The following is a 16885-nucleotide window of genomic DNA, read 5'->3' on the forward strand; positions in this document are numbered from 1 at the left end:
CATGCCCAAGCTCAGCGAGATCGTCGACCGCGTACGCCAAGGTGCGGAGTACCGGCGTGCCAGAAAGCTTGCCGAGAACGACTACGCACTGATCGCTGCCCTCGTCGAGGTGCGTGACGTTGCGGGGCTCAGGCAGAAGGACGTGGCGGACCTGCTCGGCGTCTCCCAGCAGGCAGTGTCGAAGTTCGAGCGCTTCGACGGAGACCCTCGCCTCTCGAGCATCCGTCAGTATGCGGCCGCGGTCGGGGCGCTCATCGAGCACTCCGTGACGGTCGACGACGGTCGGGCCGAGAGCGGGCCCGTTTGGTCGCGTGGAAGTTTCCTCGGTGCGTCCCCCTCGGTTGCTTCATGGCAGGGGGGCACGACAAACGGTGTCCAGACCCCAGACATGCTTGTCGCTCAGAAGAGGACGGACTTCGCAATTGCGGCCTGACTCTCTGGGTGACGCCGTGGAAGCAAGGCATTTGGAGAGCATCCAAGAACTGGTGCGCGTTGCTGACCTCGATGACGTGGTTCACTACGAAATTCGCGGTGTCCTCGTGCCCGAGCGGCCGGAAGACTTCGAAGCCAATTCCTATCGCATCGACTTCGCTGAGCTAGTTCGCCCCGAAGATGCATTTGCGCGGTACCGGCTCGCATTTGAGGCGGAGGATGCCAATTACTTAGTTGATGTCGGCGCCCACTATTCCTTCTCGGAGCCTGTCACGTTTGACCGCGCTGACTGGGTGCAATTTGCGGAGGAGGTTGCCTTCATGGTGGTCTTCCCATTCCTCCGGGAAGCCGTTTTCAGTGCCGCGGCTCGGCTAGGGCGCCCAGCTCCCGTTCTCGGGCTCATGAAGCGTGGCGAGTTCCGGATTGAGAGCAAGGAAGATACTGGCGCACAGGCGTGAAATGAGGCAGTATCTCACGGTGCCACAGCCCGTAGCGTTACATGGCGGAGCGTCGCTGAGCGCGTGAACGATGACAAGAAGCTCGCTGTTCCCTCTAACTCGACAGTGCCCGATGGGTCGGCGCCGGGCCGAGAGCCGCGAACTTGAGCAGCGGTTCGACAAGACTTTCGGCTACTAACCCGGAAATCGGAGAGTGATCTCAACAGCATGACGGACATTCGACGCAGAATCGAAGACTGGTGGCCGGCGCTACCCGAGGCTCTCCGCAGCGAGCTGCGAACCAAGCTCGACCGCGAACCGATGAGCGCGAACGCCGTTGTCGCCGTTACCCATGCTCGGGGTGTTGGGCCTGCAGCCGTCACCTTGGTAGACGGCGAAGCAGTAGACTCACCACAGTTCTTCCTCGGCGCGGAGGACTACGCGTGGATCGCGGACCGCCGCGAGTTGGACGCCACTAGGGCCGCACTCGACTCCGCGATCCCGGACGACCCCGGCGCCGTAGATCGCGCCATCCCTCGCGACGACGAGGCGTTGCGGAACCTCTTCCCTGGTCCGCCGGAAGACATCCGGACCATGCGGTTCTAACGAGCGCTCCTGTCGGTGCCCGCGTCCGCGGTTGGCGCTCGTCGGGCGGAGTCTGGATGGGACAGGCGACATCTGCCACGCTTTGTGCCCCTCGGGGGCCGCATGCGCGGTCGTCGTATTCGACGTGATGGACGCAAGCGCGAGGTCTCGGCCCACTCTGCCTCGGTCTATTGCGGGAATCGTACCCGCAGGAAGAGCGGTGCCGGCCAAGTCGCGGTACGCTCTAGCTAGCGATGAGCTCGCGGTAACGCTTTGCTGCTTTCGCAGTCTTCAACTTGCGCGCTGGTACCCGACGCTGCCGATCAAGTATGGCGACGTCTTCGGTATCGATCACGCCGCTAGCGGCTGCGGTGTCGATGATGCGCCCTGCGTAGATGGCGTCCCAGGAGCCAAACGGCAGCGACTTAGCAGAAAAGAGCTCCTCTTCTGCGTCGATGTACTCGCCGTAGCGCACGACCTCGGATCGCACGACCTCCAGCTCTTGTGTCGAGACGTCCTCATAGTTCGGGCGAAGGGAGCGCTGGAGACGTAGGACCGAATTTTCGAGCAGGTTCGCGGACTCGGCAGCAGCGTTGCTTGCAACCTGGAGGCCATCGATAGCTCGGCGATGCGACAGGAACGACCACGTTGCCGCAAGTGCAGCGAACGCGGAAGCAACAGCGCAAGCTAACATAAATATGGTCATCGGCACGCCTGTCCAGTCGGTCTCTATTTTGCTTTCAGCAAGCGGTCTAGCTTACTGCCATTGCTCGCCCCTTGCGCCTTCAAGTCCACCAAATGACCCGTGAACGCGTCAGCGATCTTGTCGAGGGAGTTGGATGCGCGGGTGTTCGCGTCGCCCACTTGCTTCATCGCGACCGCCGCTGCGTCGAACTTCGAGGAGCCGTCCATCCGAAGGATGTTCCCATGGATCAAGTTTAGGACGGCCGTCAAGACCCCAGTGCCAGCGACAATAATTGAGGCAATCTCACTCGCTGTCACTCTGGACCCCTTCGAGCGACCACGGCGCTAGCTCGATCCCGTTCACAGCGTCGCGCAAGCTTGCCAGTTGCCCCTGCAATTGTTGTGACTGCTTGATTAGTGCGTCGAGTTGGCTGATCGGAATCTGAACAGAAATCGCTTCAGCCCCGCCAACGGACTCGTCGAACTCGAGCCGGGCTGTTATTACTGGGGCGACAGTTCCGGGGGAAGCAAATTCAATGAATCTTAGATCCAGACTCATATCCACGTTGTTTAGGATAGGAAGAAAACGATCTCGTTTTCGAATCCCACGAATGCGAGCTGCGGCGCCCGGGCTTTCCGCTAACAGCTCTTCGATAACCACAAGTACGGTCGGGTCGAGCGTGGGGAAGCCGGTCTTGATATCCGCAAGTACCTCTTCGCGCCCCTCTCGGTGGGCAATCTCCCAGAGGAGACGGTACGCGGCGACCGCCCGCTTCCAGTCGTCATCGTCTAGGTCGGTTGAGTCATCGGGCAACGGAATGTCGCTTGTCAGCGACAGCCGGAGGACTGCTTGCATCTCGACGGCGCGCTGAATAACGTCACTCAACGAGTCTCGGAACGAAGGCAACGTCAGCATTGATCCGACGGTCGTCACATCGAGCACCTTCCTGCAAGTTTACGTCTGGGCTGAAGCTAGCAGATCTGCCGTACCGGGAGGCCACCCCCCTCAGAGGCGGTCCGCATCCCCCCCCGCGATGGAGTGACAGGTCAGCGCTTCCGCACTGCCGAGTGGCACGTACCGGGAGTGTCGGTGGTCCCGGCCAACATCGGCGCACGTCGCACCACTGGACGCCGCTCTCGATGGTCTCCCGCTCGGTCCGGCCCCACGAGTGGCGCATGGGCGACCAGCGCGAGGAGCTCGGCTGGATTCGTCTCGTCGAGTACCAGGGGCAGCCGACGTTCGTGTGCGTCACGCGAGACGAGTGGATCGTCGGGTGCGGGGACACGCTCCGCGACGCTGCAGAGGCGTTCCTGGCGTGGCGCCGTAACTAGCGCTGACCTCGAGCGCTGTCAGCACCCCTGCCCCTGGCTTGAGGTCCGAACTCCTCGAACCCTGCGTCGAGGATGTGCCTCAGACCGACCAGCAGGAGACCGAGCAGGAAGATGATGCCGGCGACGTACCCGTTGCCCACATCCATCTGCACGATCGCGCGCACGACGAGTAGCCACGAGAGGACGACCGCGAACGGACCGAGGTACGGAAGCGCGGCATCGATCAGGGGCTCCCACTTCACCGACCGATCGTAACCAGAGGCTTCCAGTTCCCGGGAACCGGAAGTGTGCTGGCTGTGCCACTGTCGACGATGATCCCCGCAGATGACGAGATTCCCGTTCCCCTTTCCGAGATGGCGCGCCGGCTGAACACCTCCCCCGACACCGTGCGCCGCATGGCGAAGGCTGGCACGATCCCCGCCTTCAAGGTCGGTCGCGACTGGCGGTTCTTCCCGTCCCTCGTGATCGCGGAGCTGTCGAAGCCCCGCGACCCGTGGGCGAAGTCCAGCCACTCCCGCAACGCACGCAGGAGGCCGATGTAAGTCGGTGCGGCTAGTGACGTCGGCAGGGTGGCCATCACGACGTCAAAACGCGCCTAGACGCTCGCGCGGCGCAGCTCGGCCAGGAACGACGTCCCCAAGGTCCGCAGGATGCGGTCAGCCTCGGCAACGGTCATCGGTGACTTGCACGTCAACTTCCGATGGATCGTGCTCTCTGACATTCCGATGCGCCGAGCGATCCACGCGTGCGACCGGCGGCTGCGATTGACCGCGTCGATGACGGCGGCGGTTCCAGGGTCGGTGTGCAGAGCATCGTTCATGCCCGGACACTACGGGTGCCCGCGTGGCCGCGGTTGCGGATCTGTCGGAAGTGACGGCATCACGTGCGGCAAGTGGTGCGGCGGGGGGCTCTCATCCAGAGCTCTGACGCGTAGCAAGCTGTCGGCTTAGGCCCCCTAAGTGGCCTGGCGGAGCAAGCTATAGACATACCCGGGGTAAGTCGGCTTGGTCCCCTCCAACGGTCGTCGTCGGGTTCGGTTGCACCTGGGCCTGAGGTCGTCAGTCGCCGGAGGCGGCGTGGGGGCCCTTACGCTGGCGCTCCGCGTCTATGTCGCGCACGATCGCGTTGACGGCCAGGTGGGCGGAGAGGGCATCAGCCCACTGCTCGAAGGTGCTCTCCTCCTCGATGTCCCTGATGAGCGCTTCGTCGTCGCGGTTGATCCGCCCGTCCCAGAGTCGGGGGACCCGTTCGCGTCCAAGAATCGCGATCAAAGCGAGGGCTTCCTGCCCCATGCGCTCAGCCTCGTCTGGGTCCTTCGAGCCCCCGCGAATCTGGTTCTCGAGGAGCCTGCTCGCCGCGTCAAGTTCGAACATCAACTTCGCGTGACGGATCGCAGCTGTGCGGTCCATCTCCGCGATCCCTCGCGCGTTCGCGCGGTCCTTCGCTGAGATGAGGAGCGCGACGATAGAAGCTCCCACTGCGGTCAACACGGCGGCCACCTGGATCACGTTCGACAGTTCGGTCTGCGCCATGTTGCGACCGTACGGCAGGAAACGATCGCGCCCACATATTGCCCACAACTCTCGACGCGCACCGTGACGCCAGGCGACTCGGCGCGACCCCAGATGCCTGAAAACACGCGGTCCGTAGACAAGGGCGGCTCTAGGCCAGGGCTCGCCTTCGGGTTCAAATCCCACCGGTACCGCCAACGAGAAGGCCCCCCGCTTCCACGGAAGCAGGGGGCCTTCGTCGTTCTCGGCGTCGTGCGGCGGTCGCGACGTGCGGGTCAGTCGGCGCGGAGCAGCCAGGAGCGGCCGGCGCGCAGGGCCCGGTACAGGCGCGTGACCGCGTGATCGGCCTCGGCCGAGCCGACGTCCGAGAAGGAGCCCGCCCCGCCCCAGAGCACGAGCGCGTCGGCGGCCGCCGCCCGGACCTCTAGGCGGGTCGTCGCTCCGGCGAACATCTCGTCGAGCCGGTCCGCGACGCGGGCCCGCGCGCCGTCCTGCTGCGACCGCGCGACGTCGCGCACGTCGGCGACGGCCGCCGTGATCTCGGCGAGCACAGCGGGGATCGTGCGGTCCATCCTCCTGAGCCTAGGAGCGGGAGCGCGAGCGCTGCGAGGCGGCGTGGGTCAGGAGCGTCGCCACGACTCCGACGAGCACGCCCAATGCGGTCTCGAGCGCCCGGTCGCGCAGCAGCACGAGCTCGTCGACGGGGTGCGCGAGCTCGACCATGAGGATCGCGAGCGGAGTGACGAAGGCGAGGGTCAGGCCGTAGTTGCGGCCGACGACGAGCTCGGCGGTCATCTGGAGGAGCACCACCACTACGATCACGGCGAGCGGGGAGAGCGGCAGGGCCAGGAGCGCGGCCGCGATCAGCACTCCGACGATCGTGCCGAGCATCCGGTGGCCCGCGCGCACGAGCCGGGCGCCCGCGTCCGCTCCCGAGACGGCTGCGACGGCGGAGACCATCGCCCAGTAGGGGTGGCCCAGGCTCGTCGCGGTCGGGATGGTGCCTGCCACCAGGACGACGGCCCCGAAGCGGAGCAGGGCGGCGCGCGTCGCCGGACGGGCCGCCGCCGCGCGGAACGAGGTGCGCCACGGCGTCGGGGCGAGGCGGCGTGCGCGGGGGAGCGCGAGACCGCTCAGGCCGACGACGAGCGAGAAGGCGGCGGAGCCCGCGGCGAGAGCGACGGCGACCGGGATCCGCGAGGCCTCGGACGGGACGGACGCGCACGCCGTGACGGCGAAGACCGGGAACAACGGGCCGGGCGGGTGCCAGTGCAGGGCGTCGCTGAGGTAGGCGGCCGCGACGGTCACGGCGACCACGACGGGGATGATCAGCCAGTCGCGGTGAGGAGAGAGGGAGACGACGGTGCCGAGGGTCGCGGTGGTGACGAGGAACGCGGCTGCTGACAGCTGCATCAGCAGGCGCGGCCGGTGCGTGTGCTGGCGACCGTAGAGGGCCGTGAAGGCGCCGAAGGTCGCGTAGAGGGCGAGATCGGTGCGGCCGAGCGCCCAGAGGACGAGCAGCGGGACGGCGATGGAGACGCCGGCGCGCAGGGCGACGCGATGGGCACCGGCGTGCGGGCCGAAGGCGAGGAGCTCGCGGGGGTGGGGCAGAACGGGGGTGGCGGCCATCGGGTCCTCTGATCGGGGTCCGAGCGGCGGCGGCCGGAGAAGTGTTTCACGGGTGAAGCAGATATACTTTACGTGTGAATCAGTCTGAAAGCCAGCCGGGCGACGCGGTCGACGAGATCAGGGCGGGCTGGGCGGTGCTGCGGCCCGAGCTCGACACCTCCGCCGTCGACGTCGTCGGGCGGGTGATCCGCGCCTCCGCGCTGATCGTGCGGGCGACGGAGGAGCTGCTCGCCGCCCACGGGCTGACCCGCGGCGAGTTCGACGTGCTCTCCACGCTGCGTCGCGCCGGCGCTCCGCAGTCGCCGACGACCCTCCGGACGATCGCCCTCGCCTCCGCTCCCGCGATCACCAAGCGCGTGCACTCGCTGGAGCGGCGGGGCCTGGTGCGGCGCGCCGCGAACCCGGCGGACGGGCGCGGCTCGCTCATCACGCTGACTCGCGAGGGGGAGGAGCTGGTCGACCGGGCCTTCCCCGAGGTGCTCGACGCCGAGCGGGCGCTGCTCTCGGGGGTGCCCGCCGATCTGCGGGCGGAGGCGTCGCGCTCGCTCCGCGCGGTGCTCGCGAGCGTCGAGGCGGCCGCGAGCCGGTGATGCGCGCGGGGACCGCGAGGCGGCGGGCGCTCGCTACCGTGGTCCCATGCGCCTGACCTCGAGCTTCACCGTGCCGACGCGGCCGCCGGTGCTGCAGCTGGTCAAGACGGCGGCGGCCACGGTCGTCACCTGGCTCCTCGCCGGCGTCGTCTTCCCGGGGACGCTGCCCGTCTTCGGCGCGATCGCCGCGCTCCTCGTCGTCGCGCCGAGCATCAACCAGTCGTTCTCCAAGGCCCTCGAGCGCTCGGTCGGCGTCATCATCGGCGTGATCGTCGGATCAGTGATCGGCACGGTGCTCGGCGGCGAGAGCATCATCGTTCTCCTCGCGATCGTGGCCGCGATCGCCGTCGGGTGGGCCGTGCGCCTGACTCCCGCCTCCGCGGTGCAGATCCCGATCAGCGCGATGCTCGTGCTCTCGGTGGGCGCGGTCACGCCGAACTACGCGCTCGACCGCATCCTCGAGACCCTGCTGGGCGCGGCGGTGGGAGTCGTCATCAACGTGCTCATCGTCCCTCCGGTCGTGCTGGCGCCGGCCGAGCGGGCGATCGGAGACCTCACCGCTCAGCTCGCCGCCGCCCTCGACGACCTCGGCGACGCTCTCCAGGCCCCCGTCCCGCGACGCCGGCTCGACGAGCTGCTCATCAACGCCCGGCTGCTGCAGACCATGCAGAGCAAGGCGGAGGAGGCGATCGCGACCGGCGAGGAGTCCCTCCGCCTCAACCCGCGCCGCTCCGCCCACCGCGACCGGCTACTGGCCCTCGACTCCGTCGTCCCGCGGCTGGGGCGCATCGTGACCCGGGTCCGGGGCATGACGCGGACCGTGCACGACCTCTACGACGACGAGCTCGTCGGGGAGCCGACGATCGCCGACATCGCCGTCCAGCTGCACCGGGCCGCCCACGATCTGCGGCTCCTCGTGCAGTCCTCGGTCGACGTTCCCGAGCCGGAGGCGATCACGGACGAGCTGCCCGCTCTCACCGCGCCGCTCGTGATCGCGACTCCGCATCCGCAGCACTGGATCCTGCTGGGGGCGCTCGCCGAGGACCTGCGGCGCATCCGCGAGGAGATCGTCGGCGCGGAGTCCTGACGGGCGGTCGCCGAGTGGCGTCGGCGGGAGGGCTGCTCTTGCTGCGCTCGGCGTCTCACGCCGCGCGACGTGCGGGTCGTGGTGGCCTGCGGTGGTCAGCCGTCCTGCTCGCCGTCCTCCCTCGATCCGCCGCCCTCGACGAGCTCGCCGTCGCCCGGGTCCGGAGCGACCTGGTGCAGTGCCTCCGGATCGCTCGCCTCGGCGTGGAGGGTCTTGCCCTCGGCGATGAGGGAGTCGTCGTCGACGAGGATCCCGGCCAGCTCGGTGATGCGTCCCCGGAGAGCGCCGATCGGGTCCTCGGTGGGCGCGACATCCTCGGAGTGGTCGACCTCCGAGTCGGGGTAGCGGCGGAGGGCGGCCTCGTCCCGGTCGGGCTGCGGCGCCCGCGCGTGCTCGACGCAGAGGCGGGCGACCTCCTCCGCGTGCGCGTGCATCACGGAGTGGGAGGCGTCGGGGATCTCCCAGGCCCGCGCGTGCGGCATCGACCGGGCGATCTCCTCCGCCCACTCGCGCGGCACGAGCCGGTCGAACTCGCCGCGGATGACGAGGGCGGACGCGCGGATCCGGGGGACGGTCTCCTCGATCCGGTAGTGCATCATCTCGGGCAGCACACGGGAGAACCAGCGCGGTCCGCAGAGGAGGTAGGCGCCCGCGGCGAGGATCGCGACCTTGAGCGGCTCGCGGACGCTCGACTGGGCGAAGCGGAGCGCGGCGGTCGGGAGGCGGCGCTCGTGCCGGTTCATCACTGGTCCGAGCAGGACGATGGTGGTCAGCTCCGGACGGCGCGCGGCGAGCTCGGCCACCACCTGCGTCCCCATCGAGTGGCCGAGGACGACGGGATCGTCGAGGCCGAGCTCGTCGATGACGGCGCCGACCAGCTCGGCGTAGTCGCCGATGTCCATGCGCCGCGCGTCGATCGGGTGCGGTACGCCGCCGAAGCCCGGCAGGTCGAGAGCGTGCACCGGACCGAACTCGTTGAGCGCGGGCGCGAGGCGCTCGAAGTACGTGGCCGCGACTCCGATCCCCGGCACGAGGACGAACGTGCGCTCGCCGTCGCGCCCCACCGTGCTCACCCGCGCCCAGACGTCTCGGTGGTGCACCCGCTGGACCGAGACGTCGGTGCTGCGGGTGCGGCGGTGCGGATCCCGCCCCCGGGAGCGCGTGGTCGCGAAGACGTCGCGGACTCCGCGCCGCAGAGTCGTGGCGAGAGTGGGGAGGAGGTCGCTCGGGCGGAGCACGGGGCCTCCTTCGATCGGGGGAGTCGGTCGCTGCGAGCCTAGGCGCTCGCCGCCGGGCTCAGATCAGCCTGTCGTCCGACCTGTGGAGGATCAGGCGGGCCGGCCCGGTGTGGAGGACGCCGTTCGTCAGGGGGGCGGTCCGGACGCCGCCGCGCCTCCGCATAGCCCGGAACGCCCCGCGGGCGAGCACGACGTCCATCCAGGCGCAGGGGTTCGCTGGTCGTCCGCCCTGGAACTCGATCCGCTCCCCGCCCTGCTCGATCGCGAACGTGCGGCCGGCGAGCGCATCGACGTCGGCGCCGCGGACGATGATGTTGCGGCGGGTGTCGGCGGGGTCGAAGGGCCCTGCGCCGAGCTCGGCGGCGATGTGCTCGAGGGTCTCGACCGCGAAGAGCGTGATCGCCGCGGGGCGGTGCGCGCGCTGGGCGAAGAAGCGGTCGCCGACGATGCCGAGGCCTGCGCGGATCTCGATCCGCTCGGGCTGCTCGTTGCCCTCGGACGGCACCGGGCCATCGGCGGGGCGGCCCTCGTAGCGGTGCAGCGGAGAGACGACGAAGCCCACGAGCTCGATCGCGGCGGCCTCCATGAGCCCACGGTACGCCGTGAGGGGGAGCAGCGGCGTCCGCCCGTCGGAGGCTCTGCGAGGCGCTTCGGGACACCGCGACGGAGCCTGGGTTCTCGTGGCCGCGGCGGCGTCCCGAGAGGGAGCCGTCTGTGCCGCCGCCGCCGATTCGCGGAGGGGGCTCCCGGCATGTATAGTCGTACCTCGTTGCGTGCGCCTCTGGCCCACGCGATGGACTGCGCCCGTAGCTCAACGGATAGAGCATCTGACTACGGATCAGAAGGTTGGGGGTTCGAATCCCTCCGGGCGCACTCTGGTTGAGACAGAGCAGAACGGCCCGCTTCGGCGGGCCGTTCTCGTTTTAACTGTCGCTCGTTCCGGTGGCTGTCGGCGTCGGTCTCCCGGAGAGCGCAGGGCGGCGGGACGGCCGGTTCTCCGCCTCGCAGGACGCCTCTTCGCGCCGTCGACGGCGCCGACCGTCTTCCGCCCGCATCCGCGATCAGTCCGCGCCCGCGCTCGCGATCACTCCTCGCAGGCTCTGCGATCACCCGTCGCGAGCACGTCGCTCGGCTCTTCTCGCGCGCCGTTTCCTCCTCCACAGCGCCCATCTCGCGCCGTTCTCCACGGATGCAGCCGTACCGGCCGCGGTGACGTCGAACCGAGCAATACTCTCCTTCCGTGGGGCTGAACGGTCGCCGCCGACGCAGTGCGCTCGGTCGGCAGAGGAGAGGACATCGGATGAGTCGAACGGAACAGTCGGGGCGGGACGAGCGCGGACGACCCCGAGCGCGGACGGCGCGAGCGCTGGTCGGCACGACGGCGGGCTGCGTGCTCGTGAGCGGGCTGCTGGGCGGAGGCCTCGCGCCGCCGCCCGCCCTCGCCGCCGACGGTCCTCACACGACGATCGAGAACACCCTCCTGCAGGGAGGCGCGACGAACGCCGGCGTGACGACCGTCTCGGCCTGGGTCCAGAAGGGCGAGACGCTCCGGGTGGACCTCCACCCGCTCCAGGCGGGCTCGGGGACCGGCGAGGGCGAGACCGGCGGCGGTACCGCCCGGGTGACGGCTCCGGGCGGAGCCGTCCTCGACGAGCAGGACTTCGCGCCCGGAGCGGCGCCCTCGGTGTCCGCCGGCGGCTCGTTCGTGGCAAACGAGACCGGGGTCTTCCAGATCCGGGTGTCCGACGACGACGTGACGGCGCCGGTGAACCTCGTCTGGAGCATCGGCGTCCAGGACGCGCGGGGCGCGGCGGTCGCGGGCCGGGTGTGGTCCGAGTCCTATGCGATCCAGTCCGGGGCGAAGGAGTCCTACTCCTCGCCCGAGGAGCGGCGCTCCTCCTTCACCCTCCACGCCGTCACGGAGACGGGCGCCCGCTACGAGCTCGGGCTGCGCGGCTACGACGGGGTCGCCTCGACGGTCCAGGCCACGAACAAGGGCAACGTGAAGGTCGGGTCGTCCGATCCGTCCTACCTCTCGGTCCCCATGCCGCAGTCGAGCGAGGCGGGCGGGATCGGGGCTCAGTACGTGCAGGCGTCCGGACGCTCCGGGATCGACGGCCTGCAGACCTACAAGCTCTTCCTGGACCCGCCGTCGTCCGACCTGCCGGAGTCGATCGCTCCGGCCTACCGCGCGCCGACGATCGAGGGCCTCGCCTTCCGCCGGTCGACCGCGGGCTCCGACGCGGGCACGCTGACCGGCGTCCTGGGGACGCAGCCGGGCACCGTCGTCGTGGACGTCGATGCGGACGGGGACGGCTCCTACGACGGCGAGCGCGACGTGCACCTCACCCGGATCGCGGGGACGACCGGTCCCTTCTCGGTCGACTGGGACGGACGGGACGCGAAGGGCGGGACGGTCGACGTGACCGACCCCGACGTCACCTTCCGCGCCTCCATCGGCCGCACGAACGAGTTCCACTTCACGCGGGTCGACGCCGAGACGTCCGCCGGCGGCGTGTCCGTCGTGAGGTCGACCGGCGGCGGCGACGACCCGTCGATGGTCCACTGGGACGACTCGCTCCTCGCCGGATCGAACTCGGAGCGGTACTCCGGCACCTCCGCGGTGACGTCCGGCGACGGCGGCACCGACTCATCCGGCGGGGTGCACCGCTGGGAGGGCGACGACTCCGGGCGGGGCCGCATCCCCAACGCCAACGACTCGGTGCACGGCTCCTACGGCGACCTGCGGGCGATCGACGACTGGGCCTACGGCTCGGACGGTGCGGTCGCGGTCGCACGCCTCGATCCGCTCGCGCCGCACGTGACCATCGCGAAGACCTCGTCGGTCGACTCCACCACTCCGCTGCTCCGCGGCGCCCGCGTGCCCTACCGGGTGACGCTGACCTCGGACGGGACCGGGGACTATTCCGACGCCGCCGTCATCGACTACCTCGACAAGGGCGTGCTCGACGACGCCGAGCTCGACTCCGGCTCCCTCCGCGCCTCGCAGGGCACGGCCACGATCGACGCGGAGACGGGCCGCATCTCCTGGGCGGCCGGCAGCCTGCCTGTCGGGGCGACGGCCGAGCTGACCTTCGACGTGATCGTGACCGGCGAGGGGGACCGCGCGCTGACGAACACGGCCTGCCTCGCCGATGCGCCCTTCGCTCCCGCCTCGTCCGGCACGGGGACCGACGCGAACCCCTGCGCCACCGTCCCGCACGACATCGGCGAGGGGTCGCTCCTGATCCGGAAGACCGCGTCCCAGGCGAGCGCCGAGCACGGCGGCACGGCGGGCTTCGACATCGTCGTGGCGAACACCGGAACGGTCGACGCGACGGACGTGACCGTGACCGACGTCCCGACGCTCGACCACCTGCTCGAGGCGACCATCGAGAACGGCGCCGGAGGAACGCAGCCGGCCACGGAGCCCGTCACGGGTCTCGACATCCCCGCCGGCGGCCAGGTGTCGCTGCACGTCAGCGGCCGGGTCGCCGACGGGTACGACGCCGCGACCCTGCCCAACCGCGTCTCGATCACCCACCAGCCCGAGGGCTTCGACCCGCCGACGGTCGAGAACGCCTGCGCTGACGATGCGACGTCGTCCTGCGCCGAGATCCCGGTGCCGCCCGTCGAGGGAAGGCTCTCCATCGAGAAGACGGCGATCGGGAATCAGGTCGACCACGGCGGGCGTGCCGGGTTCCGGATCGTGGTCGCCAACGAGGGGGCTCGGCCGGCGGACGGGGTGACCCTCACCGACATCCCCGAGCTCGCGCACCTGAGCGACGTCACGATCTCCCGGGACGGCGGCCCGGCGTCGTCCGACCTGACTGTCGAGAACCTGTCTCTGGCCCCGGGAGCGTCGACGACGTTCACCGTGACCGGACGGGTCGCCGACGGCGTGGACGCGTGGACCATCCCCAACCGGGCACGCCTGACCGAGGTCCCGGAGGGCTTCGATCCGACGACCGTCCTGCACCCGTGCGCGGACGACGGCGGAGCCAGCTGCGCCCAGGTGGCGGTGCCTCCGGTCGGACTCGTGCCGACGGTCCTCGCCTCGACGGGAGCGGCGGCCGGGCCCCTCGCGGCCGGAGCCGGCGCTCTGCTCCTGGCCGGCGGCGCCCTGACGGCGCTGCGCCGTCGCTCGACCCGCACCTCGTGAACCGGAGCCCGGGCCGCTGCAGCGCGGCCCGGGCTCCCGGACCCTCTCCTCGAAAGGCACTACTGCATGACCGAGCACGGCCTCCCGTACCGCATCACCGAGCGCTTCCCTCTCCCCGATGGACGCGTCGGCGTCAGCACCTGGTGGTCCGCCGACCCGGAGCAGCTGGAGCAGCAGCTCCGCACGCGCTCCGGACATCCGCATCCCGAGAGGGAGCCGGTCCGGAGACTGCACCTCGCGACCGCGACGATCGTGCTGATCGAGGAGCGGACCGCGGGAGGCTTCCGCCCGCTCGACCCCCACCTCCGGGCCCGCACCGATCCGCGCTGGCGCCGGGCTCTCCTCCGGTCGCGCAGGTCGGCCCGGCTCCGGCAGATCATCGGCCCGCGGGACCTGCCGAGGACGGATCCGCCGGTCGAGGTGTCACGGCACGTCGATCCGACACGTCGAGTGTGAAGGAGGCGGGCGGAGAGCTCGGCACCTGATGCGCGGTGAGGGTCTCCCCGCAAGGACGCCGTCAGGTCAGGCGGCTTCCTCGAGGTCGTCCTCGACTGCGACGGGCGCGTCGACCGGGGCGCACGGGGGAGCCGACTCGGCTGGGGATGCCGAGGCCGCGATGCGCGAGCGCTCGAGCCCGGCGAGGAGCACGGCGAAGGCCTCCTCGAGCTCGGCGGTGTCGCGGAGCAGGACGCGCTCACCGCTCGTCGGATCGAGGCGGACCGTCCGATAGGCCGGGCGGGGGAGGTCGGAGACCAGGGTGATGATGCCGAGGACGCCGCCGCTGCGGCGGGCGCGCGCGGTCCAGCGGTTGGCGTGGGTGCGGAGAAGGATCATGACCGGGGCCGTCCTCGGTGACGTGGTGCAGGAGCGGGGGGAGGGGGGTGTCGCTGGCGGTGCGGGGATCCTCTCGAAGCTTGCTGCACGAAGGGCCTCCGCTTCCTGTGCTTGACAGCAGAGCCGAGCAGCGGTCACCGGCGCCGGGCGGCCGCCGCGGCGTGCAGGGCCCGCAGGAACTCGGGGACGACCGGGTTCCCGGTGTCGCGGGCGAGCACACCGATCTCACGGCTCGCGCCCGGATCGTCGATCGGGATCTCGCGGACGTCATCATCGACCGAGGACGGGCTCGGCGGCAGGATCGTGAGTCCGAGACCGGCTGCCGCGAGTCCTCGGGCGGCGCGGTAGTCGCCGACCTCGAACGCCGGCACCGGGTCGCGGCCGTCCACGGCGAGCAGGCGCCGGGCCGACTCGTGGAGGCCGTAGCCGGGCGCCAGCATGATCAGGTCGAGGCCGCGGAGGTCCTCGACCGTGACCGAGCGCCGCGAGGCCAGCGGATGACGGGGGTCCACGACCGCGAGGAGAGGCTCCGAGTAGAGGGTCGTCGTGGTGGTGCCGGGGAGATCGGGCGGATCCGCGACGATCGCCAGCTCGGACTCGCCCTCCGCCACGGCCCTCAGGCAGAGGGCTCGGGAGCCGTGACGGAGCCCGAAGCCGACTTGCGGCCAGCGGCGGCGGAACCGGCGGATCACATCCGGCACGAAGCTCTCCCCGAGGAGCGTCTGGAAGGCGAGGTCGATCCGGCCGTGCTCCACGTCGCCCGCCTGCCGCACCTCCGCGAGCCCGGCGAGGATCACCGACATGCCGTCCTGAGCGGCCTCGGCGAGACGGGTCCCCGCCTCCGTCAGCACCACCCCGCGGCCCTCCCGGCGGACCAGGGGGGTGCCGACCAGGGCGGACAGCCGGGCGAGCGACCGGCTCGCGGTCGGCTGCGGGATCCCGAGCTCGGCGGCCGACGCCGTCACGCTCCCGGTCTGGGCGACCGCGACGAGCAGGGGCAGGAGGCGGAGGGTCGCGGGCCAGTCGTCGGACACGCCACCACCCTAGATCCGGACATGACCAGAACGCATGAACAGTACGAGAAAGGACATTAGTCATGCACCCGGAGGCGGTCTACCGTCGGAATCATGAGCACCGCCGCACGCCTCCGACCGATGCGCGCAGCGGCACCCTTCTCGCAGCGGAGGCTGACCATCGCCCTCCTCGCCGCCGGAGTCGCGACCTTCGCCGAGCTCTACGCCGTGCAGAGCGTCCTCCCGCAGCTCGCGCGGGAATGGGCCCTCGCCCCGTCCGACGCCGCGCTCACCGTCTCGGCCGCGACCCTCGGGCTGGCGCTCTCGGTGCTGCCGTGGGCCTCGGTGGCCGAGCGCATCGGACGGCTCGAATCCATGCGGATCGCGGTCCTCACGTCGGTGGTCCTGGCGCTGCTCGCCTGCGTCGCCCCGACCTTCGAGTTCCTCCTCGTCCTGCGCTTCCTCGGGGGAGCGGCACTGGGTGCCGTCCCGGCGCTCGCCGTCGCGGCGATCCACGACCGGGTCGGAGGCGCCGGAGCGACGGCCGCCGCGACCGCCTACGTCTCCGGGACCACGATCGGCGGTGCCGCCGGACGCCTGCTCGCCGGACCGCTCGCGGCGGCGCTCGGATGGCGCGGAGCCCTGCTCGTCGTGACGGCCGTCTGCGCGGCGGCGGCGATCGTCTTCGCGGTGCTCGCGCCCCGGGGCGGCGGCGCGCGCGAGGCGGCCCCCGGCGGCTGGCGAGGGAAGACGGCGCAGGTGCTCCGCGATCCGATGCTCGTCGCGATCGCGCTGCAGACGTTCCTCGCGGTCGGCGTGTTCGTCGCGGTCTACAACTACCTGGCGTTCCGGCTCGAGGCGCCGCCGTTCGCACTCGCGCCCGCGCTCGTCTCCCTCCTCTTCGCCGCCTACCTCGCGGGAACCGTCTCCTCCCGGCTCGCGGGGAGATGGGGGCCGCGGATCGGCCCCCGCCTCGTCATGCGGATCGGCGTCGCCCTGATGATCGTCGGACTGCTGGTGATGCTCGCCGAGAACGTCGCCGTGGTGATCGCCGGACTCCTCGTCTTCACGGCCGGCTTCTTCGCCCTGCACGCGACCGGCGCCGCCTGGACGGGAGCGCGCGCGGCTCCGGCACTCCGCGGGCACGCCGGCGCGGTCTACACGATCGCCTTCTACGCGGGCTCGGCCGCCGGCGGCTGGCTCCTCGGCCTGGCCGTCGGAGCCGGTGGCTGGCCGGCGCTGACGGCGGTGACGATCGGCCTGCTACTGGTAGGAGCGGGGATCGTCAGCCTCCCGTCGCGCACCACCGCGGCCGGGCGCTGAACCCCCGCCTCCGCCGACCGCACCCCGA

General features: G+C 70.5%; 22 protein-coding genes and 1 tRNA gene. 11 read left to right on the forward strand and 12 right to left on the reverse strand.

Translation table 11 applies throughout. The annotated features are described in order from the left end of the window. Position 1 precedes the first annotated feature (1 nt). The 3 genes from C5C71_RS06425 to C5C71_RS06435 all read left to right on the forward strand — a co-directional run bounded on the left by C5C71_RS06425 (position 2) and on the right by C5C71_RS06435 (position 1475). Complete coding sequence (locus C5C71_RS06425; protein ID WP_146084433.1) at positions 2–433, forward strand: helix-turn-helix domain-containing protein; 432 nt, start codon at positions 2–4, stop codon at positions 431–433. Positions 434–464: 31 nt separating this feature from the next. Continuing rightward, positions 465–890: a hypothetical protein gene (locus C5C71_RS06430; protein ID WP_104337346.1), complete on the forward strand. Its 426-nt coding sequence runs from the start codon at positions 465–467 to the stop codon at positions 888–890. A gap of 207 nt (positions 891–1097) precedes the next feature. Then, complete coding sequence (locus C5C71_RS06435) at positions 1098–1475, forward strand: hypothetical protein (protein WP_104337347.1); 378 nt, start codon at positions 1098–1100, stop codon at positions 1473–1475. A gap of 223 nt (positions 1476–1698) precedes the next feature. Here C5C71_RS06435 and C5C71_RS17260 read toward each other — a convergent pair whose 3' ends face one another. The 3 genes from C5C71_RS17260 to C5C71_RS06450 all read right to left on the reverse strand — a co-directional run bounded on the left by C5C71_RS17260 (position 1699) and on the right by C5C71_RS06450 (position 3081). Continuing rightward, on the reverse strand, positions 1699–2160 hold the full coding sequence (locus C5C71_RS17260; protein WP_146084435.1) for a hypothetical protein: 462 nt from the start codon (positions 2158–2160) through the stop codon (positions 1699–1701). A 23-nt stretch (positions 2161–2183) separates the two neighbouring features. After that, on the reverse strand, positions 2184–2366 hold the full coding sequence (locus C5C71_RS06445; protein WP_146084436.1) for a hypothetical protein: 183 nt from the start codon (positions 2364–2366) through the stop codon (positions 2184–2186). A gap of 76 nt (positions 2367–2442) precedes the next feature. Then, on the reverse strand, positions 2443–3081 hold the full coding sequence (locus tag C5C71_RS06450) for a hypothetical protein (RefSeq protein ID WP_146084437.1): 639 nt from the start codon (positions 3079–3081) through the stop codon (positions 2443–2445). A gap of 233 nt (positions 3082–3314) precedes the next feature. Between C5C71_RS06450 and C5C71_RS17515 the strand changes: the two genes are divergently transcribed. After that, the gene (locus C5C71_RS17515; RefSeq protein ID WP_181065655.1) at positions 3315–3470 is read left to right on the forward strand and encodes a hypothetical protein; all 156 of its coding nucleotides are present in this window, start codon (positions 3315–3317) and stop codon (positions 3468–3470) included. On the opposite strand, the gene C5C71_RS06455 is transcribed toward C5C71_RS17515, so the two are convergent. After that, entirely contained in the window at positions 3467–3712 is a 246-nt protein-coding gene (locus C5C71_RS06455) for a hypothetical protein (protein WP_104337351.1), read from the reverse strand. The two genes, C5C71_RS17515 and C5C71_RS06455, sit on opposite strands and share 4 nt — an antisense overlap. Positions 3713–3823: 111 nt before the next feature. Between C5C71_RS06455 and C5C71_RS06460 the strand changes: the two genes are divergently transcribed. Further along, positions 3824–4012 carry a helix-turn-helix domain-containing protein gene (locus C5C71_RS06460; protein ID WP_181065656.1) on the forward strand — a complete coding sequence of 63 codons (189 nt, stop codon included), beginning with the start codon at positions 3824–3826 and terminating at the stop codon, positions 4010–4012. 53 nt (positions 4013–4065) lie between these two features. Here the strand turns inward: C5C71_RS06460 and C5C71_RS17265 are convergent, their stop codons facing one another. The 4 genes from C5C71_RS17265 to C5C71_RS06475 all read right to left on the reverse strand — a co-directional run bounded on the left by C5C71_RS17265 (position 4066) and on the right by C5C71_RS06475 (position 6610). Continuing rightward, positions 4066–4290: a helix-turn-helix domain-containing protein gene (locus C5C71_RS17265; RefSeq protein WP_146084439.1), complete on the reverse strand. Its 225-nt coding sequence runs from the start codon at positions 4288–4290 to the stop codon at positions 4066–4068. A gap of 238 nt (positions 4291–4528) precedes the next feature. Beyond that, complete coding sequence (locus tag C5C71_RS06465) at positions 4529–5002, reverse strand: hypothetical protein (RefSeq protein ID WP_104337353.1); 474 nt, start codon at positions 5000–5002, stop codon at positions 4529–4531. A 254-nt stretch (positions 5003–5256) separates the two neighbouring features. Continuing rightward, entirely contained in the window at positions 5257–5553 is a 297-nt protein-coding gene (locus C5C71_RS06470; protein ID WP_104337354.1) for a hypothetical protein, read from the reverse strand. 10 nt (positions 5554–5563) lie between these two features. Beyond that, complete coding sequence (locus tag C5C71_RS06475) at positions 5564–6610, reverse strand: FUSC family protein (protein ID WP_104337355.1); 1047 nt, start codon at positions 6608–6610, stop codon at positions 5564–5566. 74 nt (positions 6611–6684) lie between these two features. On the opposite strand from C5C71_RS06475, the gene C5C71_RS06480 reads away from it, so the two are divergent. Together C5C71_RS06480 and C5C71_RS06485 are read left to right on the forward strand one after the other, a co-directional pair. After that, positions 6685–7200, forward strand: a complete 516-nt coding sequence (locus tag C5C71_RS06480) for a MarR family winged helix-turn-helix transcriptional regulator (protein WP_104337356.1) — start codon at positions 6685–6687, stop codon at positions 7198–7200. 46 nt (positions 7201–7246) lie between these two features. Continuing rightward, on the forward strand, positions 7247–8287 hold the full coding sequence (locus tag C5C71_RS06485) for an aromatic acid exporter family protein (RefSeq protein WP_104225996.1): 1041 nt from the start codon (positions 7247–7249) through the stop codon (positions 8285–8287). Between the two features lie 95 nt (positions 8288–8382). Here the strand turns inward: C5C71_RS06485 and C5C71_RS06490 are convergent, their stop codons facing one another. Next, positions 8383–9525, reverse strand: coding sequence for an alpha/beta fold hydrolase (locus tag C5C71_RS06490; protein ID WP_181065657.1), 1143 nt, complete (start codon positions 9523–9525; stop codon positions 8383–8385). Between the two features lie 58 nt (positions 9526–9583). Next, entirely contained in the window at positions 9584–10111 is a 528-nt protein-coding gene (locus C5C71_RS06495; protein WP_104337358.1) for an MOSC domain-containing protein, read from the reverse strand. A 214-nt stretch (positions 10112–10325) separates the two neighbouring features. Between C5C71_RS06495 and C5C71_RS06500 the strand changes: the two genes are divergently transcribed. The 3 genes from C5C71_RS06500 (at position 10326) to C5C71_RS06510 (ending at position 14143) form a co-directional block, all read left to right on the forward strand. Further along, positions 10326–10398: transfer RNA gene (locus C5C71_RS06500), tRNA-Arg, on the forward strand. 427 nt (positions 10399–10825) lie between these two features. Beyond that, positions 10826–13687, forward strand: a complete 2862-nt coding sequence (locus C5C71_RS06505; RefSeq protein WP_104337359.1) for a DUF11 domain-containing protein — start codon at positions 10826–10828, stop codon at positions 13685–13687. 66 nt (positions 13688–13753) lie between these two features. Further along, positions 13754–14143 (forward strand): hypothetical protein, encoded by a 390-nt coding sequence (locus C5C71_RS06510; protein WP_104315679.1) that lies wholly within the window; start codon positions 13754–13756, stop codon positions 14141–14143. A gap of 66 nt (positions 14144–14209) precedes the next feature. On the opposite strand, the gene C5C71_RS06515 is transcribed toward C5C71_RS06510, so the two are convergent. Together C5C71_RS06515 and C5C71_RS06520 are read right to left on the reverse strand one after the other, a co-directional pair. Next, on the reverse strand, positions 14210–14521 hold the full coding sequence (locus C5C71_RS06515) for a hypothetical protein (RefSeq protein WP_104261625.1): 312 nt from the start codon (positions 14519–14521) through the stop codon (positions 14210–14212). Positions 14522–14655: 134 nt separating this feature from the next. After that, positions 14656–15555 (reverse strand): LysR family transcriptional regulator, encoded by a 900-nt coding sequence (locus C5C71_RS06520; RefSeq protein ID WP_104337360.1) that lies wholly within the window; start codon positions 15553–15555, stop codon positions 14656–14658. A gap of 93 nt (positions 15556–15648) precedes the next feature. Between C5C71_RS06520 and C5C71_RS06525 the strand changes: the two genes are divergently transcribed. Continuing rightward, positions 15649–16857, forward strand: coding sequence for an MFS transporter (locus C5C71_RS06525; RefSeq protein ID WP_104337361.1), 1209 nt, complete (start codon positions 15649–15651; stop codon positions 16855–16857). The last annotated feature ends 28 nt before the right edge of the window (positions 16858–16885 follow it).

It is taken from the genome of Rathayibacter sp. AY1C1, assembly GCF_002932105.1.
Taxonomy (GTDB): domain Bacteria; phylum Actinomycetota; class Actinomycetes; order Actinomycetales; family Microbacteriaceae; genus Rathayibacter.

What these genes read in the sequence shown, in the direction of transcription:
- C5C71_RS06425 (WP_146084433.1), top strand. Translation starts at nt 2, where the DNA reads ATGCCCAAGCTCAGCGAGATCGTCGACCGCGTACGCCAAGGTGCGGAG.
- C5C71_RS06435 (WP_104337347.1), top strand. Translation starts at nt 1,098, where the DNA reads ATGACGGACATTCGACGCAGAATCGAAGACTGGTGGCCGGCGCTACCC.
- C5C71_RS17260 (WP_146084435.1), bottom strand. Translation starts at nt 2,160, where the DNA reads ATGACCATATTTATGTTAGCTTGCGCTGTTGCTTCCGCGTTCGCTGCA.
- C5C71_RS06445 (WP_146084436.1), bottom strand. Translation starts at nt 2,366, where the DNA reads ATGGACGGCTCCTCGAAGTTCGACGCAGCGGCGGTCGCGATGAAGCAA.
- C5C71_RS17515 (WP_181065655.1), top strand. Translation starts at nt 3,315, where the DNA reads ATGGGCGACCAGCGCGAGGAGCTCGGCTGGATTCGTCTCGTCGAGTAC.
- C5C71_RS06460 (WP_181065656.1), top strand. Translation starts at nt 3,824, where the DNA reads ATGGCGCGCCGGCTGAACACCTCCCCCGACACCGTGCGCCGCATGGCG.
- C5C71_RS17265 (WP_146084439.1), bottom strand. Translation starts at nt 4,290, where the DNA reads ATGAACGATGCTCTGCACACCGACCCTGGAACCGCCGCCGTCATCGAC.
- C5C71_RS06465 (WP_104337353.1), bottom strand. Translation starts at nt 5,002, where the DNA reads ATGGCGCAGACCGAACTGTCGAACGTGATCCAGGTGGCCGCCGTGTTG.
- C5C71_RS06470 (WP_104337354.1), bottom strand. Translation starts at nt 5,553, where the DNA reads ATGGACCGCACGATCCCCGCTGTGCTCGCCGAGATCACGGCGGCCGTC.
- C5C71_RS06475 (WP_104337355.1), bottom strand. Translation starts at nt 6,610, where the DNA reads ATGGCCGCCACCCCCGTTCTGCCCCACCCCCGCGAGCTCCTCGCCTTC.
- C5C71_RS06485 (WP_104225996.1), top strand. Translation starts at nt 7,247, where the DNA reads ATGCGCCTGACCTCGAGCTTCACCGTGCCGACGCGGCCGCCGGTGCTG.
- C5C71_RS06495 (WP_104337358.1), bottom strand. Translation starts at nt 10,111, where the DNA reads ATGGAGGCCGCCGCGATCGAGCTCGTGGGCTTCGTCGTCTCTCCGCTG.
- C5C71_RS06505 (WP_104337359.1), top strand. Translation starts at nt 10,826, where the DNA reads ATGAGTCGAACGGAACAGTCGGGGCGGGACGAGCGCGGACGACCCCGA.
- C5C71_RS06510 (WP_104315679.1), top strand. Translation starts at nt 13,754, where the DNA reads ATGACCGAGCACGGCCTCCCGTACCGCATCACCGAGCGCTTCCCTCTC.
- C5C71_RS06515 (WP_104261625.1), bottom strand. Translation starts at nt 14,521, where the DNA reads ATGATCCTTCTCCGCACCCACGCCAACCGCTGGACCGCGCGCGCCCGC.
- C5C71_RS06525 (WP_104337361.1), top strand. Translation starts at nt 15,649, where the DNA reads ATGAGCACCGCCGCACGCCTCCGACCGATGCGCGCAGCGGCACCCTTC.